At 41.8% G+C, this 18,948-nt stretch carries 15 protein-coding genes; 7 read left to right on the top strand and 8 right to left on the bottom strand.

Annotation, left to right across the window (positions count from 1 at the left end; all coding sequences use genetic code 11):
• The first annotated feature begins 22 nt into the window (after positions 1-22).
• A complete protein-coding gene (locus IYN84_RS19790) occupies positions 23-1,231 on the top strand; it encodes a cation:proton antiporter (protein WP_196141007.1) in 1,209 nt (402 codons plus the stop codon).
• Positions 1,232-1,275: 44 nt separating this feature from the next.
• Positions 1,276-1,566 carry a hypothetical protein gene (locus IYN84_RS19785; protein ID WP_210330750.1) on the top strand — a complete coding sequence of 97 codons (291 nt, stop codon included), beginning with the start codon at positions 1,276-1,278 and terminating at the stop codon, positions 1,564-1,566.
• A gap of 883 nt (positions 1,567-2,449) precedes the next feature.
• Here the strand turns inward: IYN84_RS19785 and IYN84_RS19780 are convergent.
• From IYN84_RS19780 to IYN84_RS19745, 8 genes are all read right to left on the bottom strand, one after another.
• On the bottom strand, positions 2,450-2,782 hold the full coding sequence (locus IYN84_RS19780) for a PGPGW domain-containing protein (protein WP_196141006.1): 333 nt from the start codon (positions 2,780-2,782) through the stop codon (positions 2,450-2,452).
• Positions 2,783-3,085: 303 nt separating this feature from the next.
• Positions 3,086-5,164, bottom strand: a complete 2,079-nt coding sequence (locus tag IYN84_RS19775) for a choice-of-anchor X domain-containing protein (RefSeq protein WP_196141005.1) — start codon at positions 5,162-5,164, stop codon at positions 3,086-3,088.
• A gap of 415 nt (positions 5,165-5,579) precedes the next feature.
• The gene (locus IYN84_RS19770; protein WP_196141004.1) at positions 5,580-6,383 is read right to left on the bottom strand and encodes a formyl transferase; all 804 of its coding nucleotides are present in this window, start codon (positions 6,381-6,383) and stop codon (positions 5,580-5,582) included.
• A 161-nt stretch (positions 6,384-6,544) separates the two neighbouring features.
• Positions 6,545-6,712, bottom strand: coding sequence for a hypothetical protein (locus IYN84_RS19765; RefSeq protein ID WP_196141003.1), 168 nt, complete (start codon positions 6,710-6,712; stop codon positions 6,545-6,547).
• Between the two features lie 105 nt (positions 6,713-6,817).
• Positions 6,818-7,780 carry a hypothetical protein gene (locus tag IYN84_RS19760; RefSeq protein WP_196141002.1) on the bottom strand — a complete coding sequence of 321 codons (963 nt, stop codon included), beginning with the start codon at positions 7,778-7,780 and terminating at the stop codon, positions 6,818-6,820.
• A 232-nt stretch (positions 7,781-8,012) separates the two neighbouring features.
• Positions 8,013-9,464 (bottom strand): hypothetical protein, encoded by a 1,452-nt coding sequence (locus tag IYN84_RS19755; RefSeq protein WP_196141001.1) that lies wholly within the window; start codon positions 9,462-9,464, stop codon positions 8,013-8,015.
• 87 nt (positions 9,465-9,551) lie between these two features.
• Entirely contained in the window at positions 9,552-10,625 is a 1,074-nt protein-coding gene (locus IYN84_RS19750) for an AI-2E family transporter (protein WP_196141000.1), read from the bottom strand.
• A gap of 49 nt (positions 10,626-10,674) precedes the next feature.
• Positions 10,675-11,220, bottom strand: a complete 546-nt coding sequence (locus IYN84_RS19745) for a cytochrome b (RefSeq protein ID WP_196140999.1) — start codon at positions 11,218-11,220, stop codon at positions 10,675-10,677.
• A gap of 250 nt (positions 11,221-11,470) precedes the next feature.
• Here IYN84_RS19745 and nosR point away from each other — a divergent pair, with 250 nt between their 5' ends.
• The 5 genes from nosR (at position 11,471) to IYN84_RS19720 (ending at position 18,943) form a co-directional block, all read left to right on the top strand.
• Positions 11,471-13,645 (top strand): transcriptional regulator NosR, encoded by a 2,175-nt coding sequence (gene nosR / locus IYN84_RS19740; RefSeq protein WP_196140998.1) that lies wholly within the window; start codon positions 11,471-11,473, stop codon positions 13,643-13,645.
• Between the two features lie 79 nt (positions 13,646-13,724).
• Positions 13,725-15,629: a TAT-dependent nitrous-oxide reductase gene (gene nosZ, locus IYN84_RS19735; RefSeq protein WP_196140997.1), complete on the top strand. Its 1,905-nt coding sequence runs from the start codon at positions 13,725-13,727 to the stop codon at positions 15,627-15,629.
• Positions 15,630-15,761: 132 nt separating this feature from the next.
• Positions 15,762-17,075: a nitrous oxide reductase family maturation protein NosD gene (locus IYN84_RS19730; RefSeq protein WP_196140996.1), complete on the top strand. Its 1,314-nt coding sequence runs from the start codon at positions 15,762-15,764 to the stop codon at positions 17,073-17,075.
• A gap of 66 nt (positions 17,076-17,141) precedes the next feature.
• Positions 17,142-18,119 carry an ABC transporter ATP-binding protein gene (locus tag IYN84_RS19725; protein ID WP_196140995.1) on the top strand — a complete coding sequence of 326 codons (978 nt, stop codon included), beginning with the start codon at positions 17,142-17,144 and terminating at the stop codon, positions 18,117-18,119.
• Positions 18,119-18,943: an ABC transporter permease subunit gene (locus tag IYN84_RS19720; protein ID WP_196140994.1), complete on the top strand. Its 825-nt coding sequence runs from the start codon at positions 18,119-18,121 to the stop codon at positions 18,941-18,943. The genes IYN84_RS19725 and IYN84_RS19720 overlap by 1 nt, the downstream gene beginning before the upstream one ends.
• The last annotated feature ends 5 nt before the right edge of the window (positions 18,944-18,948 follow it).

The raw sequence follows: 18,948 nt of genomic DNA, 5'->3' as shown, positions 1-18,948 counted from the left end.
TTTTAATCGAATAAAGACTGCTATGGATACATCAACGGTTATACTTCAGATTGCAGCTATCTTAATAATCGCTCGCATTTTTGGCGAAATTGCTGCCAATTTTAATATACCCAGTGTAATAGGCGAGCTATGTGCAGGCATTTTGTTAGGACCGACATTTCTTGGTCTCATCGAACCAGATGGCATGATTCGCGTGTTGGCAGAAATTGGCATTATTCTTCTGTTATTTCAAATAGGCCTGGAAACTAATCTTCAGAACCTGGTAAATACGGGAAATAAATCAATTATTGTTGCAACAGGCGGATTCGTTCTTCCTTTCGTCACTTGTTTTGGATTAAGTTACTATGTGTTTGACTTACCGCAGCTGGTTTCGCTACTGATCGCAGGAACTATGACAGCTACCAGTATTGGTATTACCATGCGCTCATTGACAGACATAGGGAGAGATAAAAGCAAAGAGGGTCAAATCGTACTAGGAGCTGCGGTACTTGACGATATTATGGGGGTGTTGCTACTCGCCATATTATTTGATTTTTCTCAAACCGGCAGTATCGATCTTACTAGTGCTGCACGTATCCTGCTTTTCATGATTGTTTTCTTCCTGGTCGCTCCCACTATTGCCAAGTCAATTAGTTTTATCATTCGACGATTTGAGGGAATGAGCAAAATTCCCGGGCTAGTACCAACAACAATAGTATCTCTGGTGTTGTCACTGGCATGGTTATCTCACGCCATAGGAATTCCCGAGTTGCTCGGAGGTTTTGCGACAGGACTAGCTCTTTCTCAGAGGTTTTTCATTCCATTTGGGGTTTCATTAAGAGCTGACCCTGAATTTTCCGATCACGTACACTCAGAAATGAAACCAATCATTCAGCTGTTTACACCAATTTTTTTCGTCATGGTCGGGCTTTCCCTGGACCTGAGCGAGATAGACTGGACGTCACATTTCTTCTGGTATTTCTCGGTTTCACTAACGGCTATTGCAATCGTTAGTAAAATGGGAGGCGCAATTTTAATACGTGAAAAATTTGCTCGCAGAGTTGTGACCGGAATGGCAATGGTTCCTCGTGGTGAAGTGGGCTTGATCTTTGCCGAACTTGGCAGAACATCAGGACTGCTTAACAACGAAATTTATGCAACGGTTGTAATGGTTATTGCCTACACCACTCTGTTTACTCCCTTCTGGCTCAGGCTTTTTTATAAGAATTTTGGCAAATATATGGATGACTGATATGCTGAATATCACCACCAGCTAATAATTGCGGAATGAAAATCGTGACAGACAAAAATAGTATCATTTATCACAACAAGATTTTTCTTTGGCTAGCTTTGGCTACTGGCGGCTTTTTATTTGTCCCTTTGATCGCGACGCAATATTCCAATGACGTTAATTGGGGCCCATTCGATTTTCTTGTGATGGGAATTCTCCTGTTCACATCGGCCAGTCTGTTTATTTTAATCGCTCGAAAGATATCCAGAAAGTATTGGCTAATTTCCGGTGCTATTATTCTTGTATTGTTTTTGTGGATTTATGTCGAATTGGCAGTTGGTTTGTTTACCAATTGAAGGAGTTAGGAACTTTATCTGTATCGGTTCAGATTTAGTCAGACATATTTGAATTCTGTTTGTTCAGAAATCAGGCGATTGTCCAGATGATAGCTTGTTATCTAAAGGGGACTTTAACTTTTCATAAAAGTTTCTAAAACTTATTTCGCACCGCTGCGCTGGCACTCTTACATGAGCGCATTATTGCCATCTAAAACTTTATCCAGGATAAAACTGATAATTGCTATCGCCCTCTCGGTATAATTGCAGCCAAAAGCTGAACATGCTTGCTTTAGCGCCGTGGTTACGATTTGAGTTAAATTCAGGCTGTAAAATCCATATAAACCTTTAACTTATTTCGATCGGCTCTGGCTCTATTAACCCCAAAGGTAGTTCTGCCAACGACTATAGTCACAACTGAAAATGTATTATTCATGGTTCATAGAGAGGTCCTACTAGAGGGTGGGGCGTAAGTACAAACCGTTGGTGGGCGATTAGGTAGTGCCGAGACCTTATCAAGAGTCAATTGCGCTGGCCCAGCGGCCTGAGCGTTGGGCATTTTTTGGTGACTTTTTGTTGCTCTTGACAAAAAGTTACTCGCAGGAAAGCGCAGCGCTGCGAAATTCTCTTGAATTAAAGTTTTCCTAGCTTTTATAAAAAAGCAAAAATGCCCCCTTTAGAGAGATACCAGTCTATCACTGTCATTCGAAATGAATAACATAATTCAAACCCCGTAAGCTCGATACCAAACTTTCTCGCTCTATATCTTATTACTTATCACTTAATGAAAACCATTAATTCCCCCCCTTACTTTTCCTGGATAAAAAAATACCGGCACAAGGCCGGCAGAGGGGAGAGTCACATAGTAAAAATCGAGCTAAAAAATAAATTCGGTATAAATCGCTTAAGCGCGACCTTTTCTTTTAAATCTGTCGACTAAATCATCCGCTTTTTTGGCCGATACTGTCATCCAGTGTTGAAACTTTCTTAACCACTTTCTCGCAGACGGATATTCAATTGCCAGAATTCCTAAGCCCACGGGTATCAATAAAAATGCAGGACCGGGAAGAATAATCAGGGCTATACCTAGAAGAGTCACCACAACGCCGACAACGGTGATTACAGCTTTTTTTGCTGGCCGTCCCACCGGATGTTCAAACACTTCTTTAAACGCGCTTTTTATGCGTTTGAAAAAAGAACTTGCTTGAAAGTAGCGGGCAGTTCTAGCGCTTCTCATTTTGGTTGTTCTCCTTATCGCCTCCGTTGGGTTTATTGTAGCGAGGAAGAGCATTTTTGAGTTTGTACAAATGTAACAACCAGTGTCATATTAACGCGACAAAGCCATCTATTGAATGCGCATGGATTATTAAGAGATTTGCTGGATTGACGATGACGCAATAACGAGAAAATAGTAAGTTTCTAAATTGGATAATTTCAAATCGACCTTAAGGCATAATTGACGGCAATTATTGACTGCGGAAAAGGCCGGAATTACAACCAGAATAAGCCGGCCTTCTCTTTTGGATATTAACGCAAAAGATTATCGTGCAGCATTGTCATCCATAGCATTATTTCGGCCAGCATCCTGATACTGTGCCGGATCTCGCATTCCTCGAGTATGACACCAACCTTTTTTATGCCCCTTATTTGCGGCTCCGGAAAGCTGTCCCGACCACTTTTCAGTTGTCCCATCTTCAGGATCATCAAGGAACATATCAGTCGCAAGGTGGCAATAATCATAGGCCCACCAACGAGTGTTGAACGATGTCGTATAGTAGTCAACTTCCGCCCTGGCCCAGCTTGGTATAGTAGACAGCCAGTTAGCAGCCCCGCTATATGTCAGGTCAGTGTTGGTGCCGCAGCCAGCACCAAAAACATCACCAATGAGTGCCAGATTTCCAGCCAACGCTGTGCCTTGATAGGGCGTACCAACAGACTGAATCAAACGCCCACCTGACGCATAGTCCAAACCACTCCAATAGCGACTATACAAGTGCAAAGCTGCAGCTCCTCCCTGGCTGTGAGCCACTATCCCGTAGGATGAATAGGAAGATCCAAAGCTTAGAATGAGTTGTGCAAACTCTTCATGGCTTCGGTTTTTGTTGAAATCCTGAAACTCTACAGCATTGGAAAACTCGCTACTATTCCAAACATCACCCGAGCAATAGCCATGCACCAGCATCAATTTTGGATTAGCTGTGGCTGTAGTTTCTCTTTTAATCGGAGCATTCGCAGCATACATGCTACTTTCAATACCATCGAAACTGTTCGCATCGATAGCTGTCGCAGCCAGACTTTGAGCCTTACTAACAAGAGAATTACTTAGCACCGGATCTGCCATCAGGTTCAATGACCGATACTCAACCAGAGGAACATGGGTTATAGCGTGCTGGAACTTAAGATGGCGAATCTGTATTGGTGCGGCGAGTTTCAGGCGGGTTAACCAGCGGGTATCAAACTGCAAGTTGAGCGACTGGGCACCACCTTTTGAATTTTCTGTCTGAGCCAAACCTCCAAGCCAGGCAGCTGGTTGTAGTTTTCCATTGAGATCTGTGGCGTAAACTTCTCCGCTGACAAAAACCTGATTCGTTTGATTGAACTGGAATACCGGAATACTAACCTGTGCCAGATTATCTGAGAGATAATTAATACTTCCCTGCTTTTCTGCAAGTCGATGAGAGACCAACTCTACAGGATAAAGATCGGCAACGCTTCTGGAATATTGAATACCGTCAGGTCTGGTACCTTCTACATAAACCTGTGTTTTATAAACACCCAACTGATCAGTAGGTAACTTTATCGAGTACTTTCCGTCACCCGCAACATTGTCACCTTTGACGCCGCTGTCATTAAGTTTGAACTTTTTGCTACTTCCATCAGGCCAGGTTACTTCTACAAAAGCTCGGGTAATACTACTGGTTACCGGGCTTCTCGAAAGTAACTCGGCTCTTTGTCCCACAGCTCGTTTCGAATCAACTAAATAGGCAACAACATTGAGCTCGTTGTTTAGGGTTGTAAACTGAGTATCTCTATACGAGTAAAGCTTAAACTCGGGGTCTCCCTTATAAAGCAAGAAACCTTTTTCTTTTCCGTTACCATTTAAGCTGCGTACGGAAACCTGCCACTCGCCAACACTGGGAGAGTTGATAACAAACTGACGGCCATTAAAGTCCTGGTTGCCAATAGTCACCTTTTGTCCCTGTGCTTTAAGACGAGCACTTTCAGTATCCTGATAAACCTCAAAACCATTACTATCTCTCACATTCATCATCCAGTCGTTTGCGTTGGGTCCCAATAAGACCATCGGGCTGTCCTGACTTCCATCGAAAAAAATCTTCTGAGTAAAAGGTTTTGACTGTGATTTAGCCGACGACATCTTAGTGTTTAGTGATTTTGACGGCTCAGTTTCATTGTTGATAGTCACTCGCACCATCGTTGAATGACTAAATACACCTGATTTTTCCGGCGATACTAACCTCTGTGCGTCCATATGCTGAGGAGCTGCCATAACATGCTTGGGTTGAGCTGAAATGGCCGAGAAGGAAAGAGAAGTTAACATCCCTGTTACAAGAGCGACTCTTCCTAGAGAGACTCTCGCGAAGTTATAAGTATTTTTCATTGTTAAAGCCTTATTAACGAGTTGATAAAACCGGCGATGCCGGACCTAACTACGATAAAAATGCTCAAAATGTTTTTGATAGAAAATCGGTTCGAGTGACAACTCAAGATAAAACAAGCGCGATAGAACTAGTTTGAACGTCGCTTTGCGCTAAATTCTTGCTACTGGATTTTTTTAGTTATAAGCCGAATTTCTGCAGCGATCTTAAAATTGATTTCAAGCTAGAGAATACTGGTCTGTGTTCAGAGGTCTGTCCAATGAGATATTTAATACAGCCATTTTATGTGAACTGTGTCACACTTTTAACCATTGAAACATTATTAATCTGAGATAATGGTTCGATCAATAAGTGACGACTCAGTTGCGCTTCAGCAGCACATTTTAACCATCTTTCTTTCGGGCAAGCTCTGCTCTGCTAGCCGGTTAAATACTGTCGATAAAAGTCTGATGCCCAGACCGGGTTGACCAACTGTAATCCTCTGGAGTGAAAGTCATCCAGGTCAGATTTTTGCGGGAATGAATAGTAATTTGAGCTGCCCTGAAGAGCGATGCTCTCAATCTCTTTACCTGATGCGAGGAGATTAACTGCTTCTACCATTGAGAAGCATCCGCTCGGATATAGTGCCAGAACATTCTCCAGATAGGATTTTTTGCGGTCAAGCAGGAGTCGATTAAGCGTAATTACCGGACCTGCATCAATAGCTTCACTGTCAATCCAATGAAGGGTTGAACCATACTCACTCGCCTGGTTTTTCATCGCCCAAAAAGTCGCCATAACTCCCTGATACTGAGGCAGTATACCGGAATGTAAATTGAGTACTCCTAAAGAGGGAATATCGATCACGGATTGCTTGAGTATTTTGCCAAAACGAACAGACAGAATTAGTTCAGGCTTAAATTCCTGTAGCTCCTTGATACCCTGAGCATCATTGATATAGTTAAAGCTTTTCAATTCAGCATTGAATTGACTGGATAGAGATTCAAAAGAATAGAGTTGTTTGCCACCTTTATCCAGGTTATCTGAATAAGGAAATATCAAATTTTTTAGCAATTGTTGTTCCACAAAAGTCAGGTATTCCAGCTCTACCGGTTTTTCCGAAGCATTTCCTACGTTAGTCGAAAAGCACAGTTTTAATTGATGTTGTTGTAACTCTGGTAGAAGAAGATTTAACGCGTAATTACTTGCAAGATCGTAATTAAATAGAATCAGAATTTTCATATTTTATAACCAGGCAAACTATGATCTCATTAAAATAGCGTCTGTGTTAGCTTGAAATGATATTCATACAATATTTTGGCAATCCAAACTCTTCTAGCAATACATTTACTAAATCTTGAGCATGCAATTACTAGCATATTAATTAAACGCAGAACAAGCGATTAAGCTAGCTGATCTAAATATCGCTGACTACCTAATTTATTACTTTTGAATCTAACCATTCGACAAATGCCACTAGTTTTCAATCTTTTCATGGTTCGAACCGCAAGCTGATAAATTCTGTTTCGACATTCATCGTGCCAGTTTTCATCATTTTCTTCATCTTGCACGACGCATATCTCCTTAGAGTCGATAGTTTTAAGTTAAGAAACGAAATTTGCGCAGGCCTCTATGTGAATACCGCCTTGATGTAGCGTTCCCCTGATCAGCACGTGCTATCGAATAATCGCCGCATTCACCAGAGAGCTCAGCGCATCAAGGACAATTAATGCTTCCTCTTTGCGTTTATTGAACTCTTTATATCCCTCATCTTTTTCAGCAATCGACTTTAAAACCGCCACATGCGTTTTTAGCTGTTGATTAAATGCCTCTTTCTGCAACCCTTGGACAGTATAGAAAGCTCGCTTAAACCAACGCTCAGATTTTTCAGCCTGATTTAATACCAGCTTTTCACCTTCACTGATTAAATTTGATAGTTGTTTCAGTAGCGCGTAGTTAGGTTTATCATTTTTAGTCCCTATTCTGCCCTCCAATTCTTCAATCTTTTTTACTAACGAGTCTGTTAAATTCTTGCTTTGACTTTCTATCTCTACAAGCTTTTGGGTCACTTGCTTATACTCATCTTTAAATGCTTGCTCACCTTTAGAAAACTCCATATTTTGCGCCTGCAGCAGTCTCTGCTCTGTAGAAATCTTAGTGATTAAAGCTTGATTGTTTCTGGATAAATCTGTCACTTGACTCATAAGCAAATCATCTGCTTCATTCGGAAGCTGCTTTCGAATATCGGCAATTGTTTCTGCAATATCCTGTGCAAACTGGGAGTTCAGAATAATAGGCGTAACGACTGCAATTAAAATGGCAATCATTGATGCAATAGTAGAAGCTCCAAATTGCTTAACTTGCGCCACAGCATTATCTTTGACAGAGTTCATTACTGTCGGCATAGCTTTTCCGGCCCTGTCTCGGTGCGCCAGTAAAATATCCACCAGCTCAGATTCTTCTAACCCCATATCTTTCAACAGCTGCTGAGCGTTATTTGTGCCAACGGAGCCAGATGGTATCGATTCTTTTTTGGCAGTCTCTTCAGCCATTAATTTCTTCACTATAGAACTTTGAATAGTATCTGCTGTATTTGACGAATCAGCTGACTCTACTTCAGGATTGGCCTTGGTTTCCATTTATTCTTCCTTGTTAGTTTTCTTATTGAATTTATTAAACCAGACAAAATTCTAACAACTATTTGGAAAGGAGACTGTAATAGATGGTCCGAGGAGAGAAAATATATTTCATTAGATTTCATAAAGAGATATTTCTACCGAAGGAATCAAAGAGTAAATTTAATTTAAAATTTTATATCTCCCGCATAAAAAATGAACTTTCAGTTTAACAGTTATTTAAATCTAACAATGCTCACTCTTCCCTACTCCAAACTTCTTCATCGAACTGATAATAAATTACTCGCTTAACCGTTCCGCTTTCATCAAAAAATGTACAGGCGCCATGGTAAAACCTGTCCAGCATCTCGCAGATATCAGTAACCTTACCTGTAGAAGTATTGTACTGGGTACAAGTTCCCCTCCGACTCTCACCATAGTAAGTACACTCTTCTTCCACCTCGGCCTGATCGAAATAAATACAGCTGCCACTTCGATAACCCGAATGATATTCACATGAAGAATACAACTCACTATTCCAGAATTCTTTTTCTACTCCGTGAATAACCCCGGTACGAAATGGCGCCACGTGGTAATCCTCGTCAACAAACTGCTCACAGTCGCCATTTAGCTTACCGTTATGATAACTGCATTGTGACAATGAGTTTTCTTCCAGATTAGCTAGCAACCACATCCCTTCTTTTTGATGCAACTTTACTATTCCGTAACTACTACGGTATATGTCGTCGACCTGCAATAGATCAAATTCAGTATTTTTTAGAACTTTCTCGTTTTCAGGAATAGTTTCTTCACTAAGATCATATTCCCAAAGTTCAACAAAGGCTGAACCATTTTCAGATTCACACCATCTTGAATATCTAAATCCAATAAACTGACTACCAGCCTCTTCATTCGGTCGGCATCCTAGCGGAAATTCTATTTCTACCTTATCAACAATAGTCGACATTTTTTTGCCACGAAACAGATCAAATTCATATAGATCAAAAAACTTCACACCTTCATCAAGTAAATAATGAATGCCTGAAACACGGCCATAGTTGTCTACAGATAAACCGACAACTGAATCCATCCAAACAGGAATTTTTCCGCACCCTAAAACTATTATTTTTTCCTCGACTTCAACTTCCTCTTCAACGTTCGCTGTATCATTTGAATTCCTCTCCTTTTCTGGCTCCCCCAAGAATCCAGCTCTTCCAGAAATATAACCCGTTAGTTGACTATCCTGAATTTCCTGAAAGGCTTCAACCTGCAAATATGGCGCTCGGCGTCGTAATATTAGGTTTCCATTTTGATCTAGTATCCATAAATGAAGCTCGGTCAAACTGCTAGTAGAAACCAGAAGCAAATATCCCGTTTTGGGATCTTCGAAAGCCAAATCAAACTCAGGAGCATCTCCTGCGAAAAGGACTTTATTTTGCGAAGAGAGGATGGTTAATCTGAAAGAAAAATCTGTGAGAGAAGGAGATTTATAAAATGAAAATAAGCTATCAAAATACTTACCAGCAGCATTCCGTCTAATTTCACTATTGAATATAGTGTAGTTAGACTGATAATTAACACGCTCGCCAGTATTCAAATCAGTAGAGAAATGCTGTTGTTCCCATTCACTTGCCTCTAATCCAGACAATAGACAAATAGAACAAAATAAAAATAGCACATACCCTAGTTTCATTTGTTTTGCTTTCATCTAACTTTGTCTCATCTAACGTAAGTTCAATAGAGAGCTTCTCCATCACTGTTATTAGTCCAGTCCTTCTTATAGACGGCAGGCAAGTTAAACTAATCCAGTTGGCTCTTCGTTTTCGGCGGCAGATTCTTCCTCAACCTCTGGCCCCAACATAATTGCGAGCCAACGGGTTTTGGCGTTTGTTTCGAGTGCGATTTTGATGGTCATGGTTAGTGGTACAGATAAAAACATGCCTACACTTCCAAAAATCCATCCCCAGAAAATTAACGACAGAAATACTACAAATGCTGAAAGCCCGAGCATTTTACCCATGAAGCGAGGCTCAAGGTAATTACCGACTAAATTATTAACCGCAAAGAAACTAATCGCTGTCCACAAAACAGCAACCGGTCCCAGTTGAACCAGCGCCAGCATGACGGCTGGTAACGCGGCGATAATCGAGCCTATATTAGGGATGTAGTTAAGCAGGAATGCCAGCATACCCCAGAGGAAAGGATAATCGACACCGATAATCACCATGGCAATGGATACCAAAAATCCGGTAAGCAAACTGGCAGCGGTTTTAATTGCCAAGTAGTGACGAATTTTTCCAAGAATATGATTTACATGAACCATTTTCTCCTGACTGTCGGAAAATGCCTTGGCAAATTTGGAAGGAAAGCTGGTGATTTCACTCAGGATAAAAATCACCGAAAGAAAAATGACAAAGAAATCAGAAAAGATTACTCCAAGCCCGCCGAGAACCCGGGACACCAGCGCCATCAAATCGAGCTTTTTAACAATCTCGCCGAGCTCCAGACCCTGTGCGGGAACCCCGAGATTAATTAGCCAGGTTGTCAGTGCATTCACCTGAGATTGAAACTTTGCCGCATAAACTTCTTTGTTTTGACTGAAATCCTGTACCGAATCTCCGACAAGAAACACGATTAAAGTTACAAATAACAAGATAGCAATAAGCACAATAACAATCGCTAACATCCGGGGAATCCGCTTGCTTTCCATCCATCGTATTGATGGTGTACTCACCACAGCAATAAACAGAGCCATCAAAAATTGTGCTATTAAGGGCGCGGCAACTTTCAATCCGGCGATAACAACGACCAATGAAGCCAGAGTTAGAAGCAGCGGTGTGTGCTGCTCCAGTTTTGTTTGCTGTTCCATACCCCTTCCTTTTTTATTCGCTACGTATTGAAGTCAGCCTTAACAGCGCTTAATTTCGACCAAGAATCCTAAGCAAAGTCTCATCTTTGTTTAACAAGTGGTGCTTCAGAGCGAAGAGAATATGTAATCCGACTAGAATAGCAATAATCCAGGCAGATATTTCATGAACATCGTGGAAAAAACCAGCAATTGGGCGGTTTGCTTCAGCCAGAGCAGGAACTTTAAACAACCCGAAAACATTAATGGCTCTTCCGGCTGCTATTGACATGACCATACCAGAAACAGGCATAACCAGCATCATTAACATAAGTGACCACTTACTGGCATGTGCCAGCCCAATATCTTTTTTGGTAAAGCCTTCCGGCGCCGATAGCTTCTCATTTGATAACACCCAATACCAACGGAATAATGCCAATACTAAAATGATTACACCGGTTGCTTTATGATAACCGTATAGTTGCCATTTAGGATCACCATCTTCCATGGTCCCCATGTAAAAACCAACGGCAATAATCCCGATGATAAGTAACGCCATGATCCAGTGCAGCGCAATCGATAATTTCCCGTAGTGAGTCTTGGTATTTCTCATTCCCATAGCCGGCCTCTTTTTGTTGTCTTTTTCTGTTGTTTATTCGAGTTGTTTATTCGTTTTGTCTATTTGTTGTTCGTTGCTTACTGCCCTGCTCAGCTCTGAGCGTAAAGCCTTATTATTTAGTACCTTTTTATAACACATTCGCTATAAGGTGGCGACTTTTGATGCAGATCAAGGTGAATATTATCTAAAAAGCAGAAGATGCTGACTCATGCGACATTTTGTCGCATCCAATAAACTTAAGGATCTGTTTATGAGGCCGGTTAAATACCTGCTAGAAACGATTTTTTTATTCTCTCTTCTGTTCTTCACAACTGCTGCAACCACTTCGCCCAATTCACAAAACCCTACTTTTACTAAGGAAATAGAGAAAACTCTTCTCAAGCGTTTTTCAGAGCAAGCTGTTTTTGGTAAATACATCGACCGAGCAAAAGCCTGGCCAGTTGTGGTTCATGATGAGACTGTCGGTTATGTTTTTGAAACCAGTTCACAAGTAGAGATACCTGCTTATTCAGGAAAACCGGTTAACCTTGCCGTTGCTATATCTTCCGACGGTACATTCAAGTACGCCTGGGTAATCGAACATCACGAACCCATACTTCTCGTGGGAATTCCGGAACAAAAACTACAGGATTTTGCACAACAATATGTCGGCAATAAAGTTTCCGACAAAATCCGGGTAAGCGCCTCAGTTTCAGACAATGAAATTGCGGTCGATGCTGTCACCGGTGCAACTGTCACCGTGATAGTGGTCAATGAGACAATAATGCGCGCTTCACATGAAGTGGCTGTTGCGCTGGGAATTGTCAAACCAAAGGCAGAAGACTCACTCCCTCCTTCCAAAGTTAAGCTTAATGTTTTTAGCAGGGCTAGCTGGAATGAACTAACAGGCAACGGCACCATTCGCAGGCTTCACCTGACTCGTGGCAATATTGACAAAGCCTTTGTGAATACGCAAGCCAGCGATGTCGATGTCGCAGCCCCGCAAGAGAAGTCAGATAGTTTTATTGATCTCTATTACACCTACCTTAACCCGCCAACCTCCGGAAAAAATCTGCTAGGTGAAAGCGAATATCAATGGCTAATGAAAATGTTAAAACCCGGAGAACATGCTGTAGCTTTGATGGCCAATGGTCGCTACTCATTCCGCGGCAACGGATTTGTTCGAGGGGGTATTTTTGATCGCATAGGAATTACTCAAAAAGGAGATGATATTAGCTTTCGCGATCTTGATTACTACCGCTTACTGGATATTTATCCTGAAGGTCGACCTGACTTTGAAGAAATGGCAATCTACATTATCCGTGACCATTTTGACTTTGACCCAGGCCTGAGCTGGGACCTTAACCTCCTTGTTCGTCGGCAGGTCGGTCCAATTGAAAGTGTCTTTATTAACTTCTCTGGCACTTATCTGACACCTGAAAACTATATTGAGCGCCCGAGCGCGGAAGAAATCGAAGCCGCCAGACCTTTACCACTATGGGTTTCAATCTGGTACGAAAAAGCTTTTCAACTGGGTGTCCTTATAAGCAGTCTGATTTTACTTTTCAGCATTATTTTTCTTCAGAACTGGCTAGTTACCTATCCAAAGTTTTTTCACAATATCAGAAGAATCTATTTGGTTTACACCGTTGCATTTATCGGCTGGTACGGTCTGGGACAACTATCTGTTGTTAACGTACTAACTTTTGTCCAGGCACTGTTTCAGGATTTCCGCTGGGAACTGTTTCTAATGGATCCAATGCTTTTTATCATCTGGACTTTCACCGCAGCAACGATACTACTCTGGGGACGAGGCATATTCTGTGGCTGGCTATGTCCCTTTGGAGCGTTACAGGAACTCATCAATGAAGCCGCTCGTAAGCTCAAAATAAAACAGTTTGAGTTGCGCTTCAGTGTTCATGAAAGACTGTGGGCACTCAAATATTTAATTCTTCTACTGTTATTTGGCGTTTCTTTAGAGTCTATGTCGAGTGCAGAAAGGTTGGCAGAAGTTGAGCCATTCAAAACCTCAATACTATTGTTCTTCCAGAGAGAGTGGTGGTTTGTACTCTATGCGGTGGCGCTACTTTTTGTCTCTATTTTTACCCGTAAAGTTTATTGTCGATATATCTGCCCGCTGGGCGCAGCTCTGGCTATTCCGACCAAACTAAGGCTATTTGACTGGCTAAAACGTAGACCAGAGTGTGGTCAGCCCTGCCAGCTGTGTGCAAAAGAATGCGAAATCCAGGCTATCCATCCTGATGGGAGCATCAACGCAAACGAATGTCATCACTGCCTGGATTGTCAGGTTACTTATACAAACGAAAATCGTTGTCCGCCATTGGTTATTGCCAAAAAGAAAGGCAAAAAATTAAAGAGGAAAATTGGCGACAAAGTTGGTGCGCAGGAAAGCATAGAAATAAAGGAAATTTCAGAATCAGTTTAACAATATTGCCGTACACAAACGGCTAAAAATCAGGATGTAAATGTAAAACAATATTATTACTAAATCATAGGAGAGTAATATGGACGAGAAAACCAAAACAATAGAGCAAGAAGAAACCAAGAAAGGCATTAGTCGCCGTGGTTTTCTTGGCGCGTCAGCCGCCGGAGCAGCAGGTGTTGCTGGTCTGGGCTTAACCGGTGTAATGACTCCGGCTCAATTTGCACAAGCTGCCGATAAAGCGCGTCACGATGCGAAACATAATGTCGGCCCCGGCGAACTGGATGAGTACTACGGATTTTGGAGCGGAGGTCATTCGGGTGAAGTTAGAATATTAGGTTTGCCATCAATGCGTGAATTAATGCGAATTCCGGTATTTAACACTGAGTCAGCAACTGGCTGGGGGTTAACCGATGAGTCCAAACGCATTAAAGGCGATAGTGCCGATGTACTTTGCGGTGACGCGCACCATCCACATATGAGTATGACCGACGGTCGTTATGACGGTAAATATGTTTTCATTAACGATAAACTCAATACGCGTGTTGCCCGCATCCGTTGCGATGTGATGAAAACCGATAAAATGTTGACCATTCCCAACGTCCAGGCAATCCATGGATTGCGTGTTCAAAAAGTACCACATACCAAATATGTTTTCTGCAATGGCGAATTCCGCATTCCGCAACCGAATGATGGGCGCGATCTGAATGATCCAACCAAGTACTTCACCATGTTCAATGTAATCGACGCAGAGAAAATGGAAATGGCATTCCAGGTCATTGTTGACGGTAACCTGGACAATACGGACGCAGATTACACCGGTCGATTTGCTGCTGCCACCTGCTACAACTCGGAAGAAGGTGTGACTCTGGCTGAAACAATGCGCAATGAACGAGACTGGCTTGTAGTATTTGATATTCATTCCATTGAAAAAGCGATCAAAGCGGGTAAGTTCCAAACGATTGGAGATTCAAAAGTTCCGGTTGTTGATGGTCGGAAGAAAGCCAATAGCGCCTACACAAAATATATTCCTGTACCTAAAAGTCCCCACGGATGTAACACCTCACCGGATGGTGAATATTTTGTTGCCAATGGTAAGCTATCTCCAACAGTAACCATCGTTTCCATCAAAAAGCTCCCCGATCTGTTTGCTGGAAAAATCAAGGAGCGTGATGCGATTGTCGGTGAACCTGAGCTTGGTTTAGGACCACTTCACACAGCATTTGACGGTCGTGGAAATGCTTACACCACCCTCTTCCTGGATAGCCAAATTGTAAAGTGGGATGTGAAGAAAGCAATTGAAGCATACAACGGAAAGAAAGTTAACTACATCAAACAAAAACTGGATGTACATTACCAGCCCGGCCACAACCACACGACAATGGGTGAAACTCGTGATGCTGATGGTAAATATCTGGTTTCTTTATGTAAGTTCTCTAAAGATCGCTTCCTGCCAACCGGACCTCTTCGCGCCGAAAATGATCAGCTAATTGATATTTCAGGTGAAGAAATGAAATTGGTTCATGACGGCCCAACATTTGCTGAACCGCATGACTGCATGATCGTTCATCGCAGTAAAGTGAAACCTAAAAAACTTTGGACTCGCGATGACCCTATTTTTGCAGAAACAGTTGCTCAGGCTAAACGTGATGGCGTTACGCTGGAAACTGACAATAAAGTGATACGTGACGGCAATAGAGTTCGTGTTTATATGACTTCTATTGCGCCAAACTTTGGAATGACAGAGTTCAATGTTAAGCAAGGTGATACTGTTACCGTATGTATTACTAACCTTGACCAGGTAGAAGATGTCACTCATGGTTTTGCAATGTGTCAACATGGCGCAAGCATGGAGATTGGTCCACAAGCGACTTCATCAATCACCTTTAAGGCAGATAAACCCGGAGTGTTCTGGTACTACTGTCACTGGTTCTGTCACGCATTGCACATGGAAATGCGTGGCAGAATGATTGTAGAAAAAGCATAGACTTATCAGCATTTCTACTTCCTCTCCCTTTAGGTACTGCTTGAAGGGAGAGGCATACTCAGAAAGAAGTTAAAGAAACAACAACAAAAATAACTTTCTTTCTAGCAAAAAAAATTGCAACAGATGCTAAAAATGAAAAAACTACTCGCACTCATAACTTTTTCACTGGCCTGTCAGGTTCAGGCGGGAATTGTAAACATCGCTTCTAGCGAAGATTTATTCCATGCGTTGAACAATATCAAGGCAAACACTGAAATATTACTCGCTCCAGGTATATACCTGGGGAATTTCCAGGTCAAAACCCCTGTTACCATCAATTGTCAAAATCAAGCAACTCTGGATGGCAATCATCAAAAAGATACTTTAAGAATCATCGCAGAAAATGTCGTCATCAAGAACTGCAATATTTTAAATTGGGGTGACAACCTTACAGACATGAATGCGGGCATCTTCGCTGAAAAAACAGCAACAAATTTAAAAGTCGACAACAACTATTTTAAAGGTGATACCTTTGGTGTCTGGCTGGACTCAACAACAGGCGCCAGAATTATTAACAACAAAGTTGAGGGTAATCTTGACATTCGCTCGCAAGACAGAGGTAACGGCATTCACCTTTTTAACGTGAGCGACACTCTCGTTGAAAATAATGAAGTGTGGCACACACGTGATGGTATTTACATTGATACCAGCAACAAAAATGAATTGATCGGCAATTATCTACACAACCTTAGATACGGAATACACTACATGTATTCTTACTCTAACCTGGTAAAAGACAATCGCACCTTCAACACCCGTACCGCTTATGCCTTAATGCAATCGAAGTATTTAACGGTTATCAATAACACTTCGAAGAATGATACCAATTACGGCATTCTGATGAACTACATTTCCTACTCGACTATAAAAGGAAATAAAATTCTGAACGTTCATCAACAACAGGGCCCTGGCGGTGAACAATATATTTCTGGAGCGGAAGGCAAAGCAATTTTCATGTACAACGCGCCGTTTAATGAGGTGGAAGGAAATCTGTTTAAAGGCGGTGAAATTGGTATACATTTAACCGCAGGCTCGGAAGGCAATAATATCTACGGTAACTACTTTGTTCAAAATAAGCGCCAGGTTAAATACGTTGCCAACCGTGAAGTTGAATGGTCGCATGATGGACGTGGCAATTTCTGGAGCGATTATCAGGGATGGGATAGAAACAATGACGGCATTGGCGACGAACCCTTTGAACCAAATGACGGCATCGATAAAGTACTGTGGAAATATCCTGCGGCGAATGTATTAATAAACAGTCCGGCAATCCAAACATTAAAATGGGTACAAAAAGAATTTCCGATTCTTAAATCTCAGGGAATAAAAGACAGCTACCCTTTGATGAAAAATGATTTTAGTCAATCACAGTCGGAAAGTAACGGCGTAAACTTAGCCAATAATTAAAGCATTTATGTCTATACATCAACAATAACAAAAACATAGGCCAAGCTTGTTCTGAGGAGCGAACCATTGAGCGTTATTAAATTATCAAATGTAAAAAAGTCCTTTGGCAAACTGTCTGTTCTTAAGGGACTCGACCTAACTCTGGAACAAGGTGAAGTACTTGGACTGTTCGGCCATAATGGCGCCGGCAAAACGACAACAATGAAAATAATTCTCGGTCTTGTTAAGCCGAGCAGTGGTAGCATCGAAGTTTTCGGTAATAAACCTGCCGACTCAGATTTTAGTCATCATCGTTACCGCCTCGGTTTTCTTCCTGAAAATGTTTCCTTTTATCAACAACTCACCGGAAGGGAAGTTCTAGAATTTTTTGCCCGGCTGAAAAAAGTATCTAAAAATCGATGTCAGGAATTATTGAGTCAGGTCGGACTAACTGCTGCCAGTAATCGTAAAGTTAAAACCTACTCCAAAGGAATGAAGCAAAGATTGGGACTTGCTCAGGCGCTATTAACTGAGCCGTCTCTACTATTACTGGATGAACCAACAGTTGGTCTGGATCCCATCGCAACCCAGGAGTTCTATGTAATCGTTGATGAATTAAAAAACAAAGGCTGCTCAATAATTCTCTGCTCTCATGTTCTACCTGGGGTAGAGAAGCATATCGACAAGGCCGCTATTTTGTCACAGGGTCAGTTGAAAGCCTACGGGTCGATAGAAGAACTTCGCCGGCTCACCCACTTGGAAACGCAAATAGCATTTCAGGGTTGTTTCGATTTCGAAGAAATTGAAAACAAGCTAGGTAGAAAAGTTCTTGCAGACGATGATGGCCAATTCCTGATCTCATTAACCGCAAAAGAAAAAATGTCGGCGTTAAAGACGCTGACCAATCTGCCCGGTATTCAAAATCTGGATACAAGACCACCGAGTCTCGAACAGCTATATAAATATTTTATCGAGCAGGATCATCAGGTTATCGATTTCCCCGAGAGCTCAACTGGTCAGACACAGGAGAAACGTTCACCACTCAATAGCAGAGGAAGTCACTAATGAAAGCCAGTATCGCTATTGCTCAAAAAGAATTTAAAGATGGACTTAGAAATCGCTGGCTAGTAGCTATTACCGTGATTTTCGCGGTTTTTGCTTCTGGACTTTCCTGGTTTGGCTCAGCCTCTGTCGGTACTATTGGTTTTAGCTCGGTAGCCAATACCATTGTAAGTCTTTCGAGTCTTAATGTATTTCTTCTTCCCCTGATAGCATTACTATTATCATACAACGCCATTGTCGGAGAAGACGAAGACGGAACTTTATTATTGCTGTTAACCTATCCTTTAACCAGAGGCGAATTGCTACTGGGTAAACTTATGGGACATACAGCTATTTTAGCCATATCAACAATCGCGGGCTTTGGTAGTGCAGGCTTGATAATTGCTTTTTTCGCAGACGCTGTCGATGTTTCGGAACTACTGAGCGCCTTTGGACTTTTTATCGCCTCTGCCATTCTTCTTGGCATGATTTTTATCAGTCTCTCTTATTTGGTGAGTAGCTGGGTAAGTGAAAAATCGAAAGCAGCGGGACTTGCATTAATTATCTGGTTTTTCTTTGTGTTGATCTACGATATGGGTCTATTGGGAATATTAGTAGCAACGGAAGGTCAGGTACAAGCAGAAGTTTTTCCTTATCTATTGCTATTCAATCCAACTGATATTTTCCGCCTGGTTAACCTTGTCGGATTCGACTCAAATGGAACCGGCTTGCTCAGCATTGCCAGTGAGCAGTCCTTTACCCTAACGGAACTCTTTGTCAGTATGACGATCTGGATCATTGTTCCTTTTACCCTGGCCTACTACCGTCTAACGAAACGCCCTATTTAATCAAC

Source organism: Aliikangiella sp. G2MR2-5, assembly GCF_015687155.1.
In the GTDB taxonomy this organism is placed as follows: Bacteria; Pseudomonadota; Gammaproteobacteria; order Enterobacterales; family Kangiellaceae; genus Aliikangiella.
This window is presented reverse-complemented; position numbering and strand designations above follow the sequence as displayed.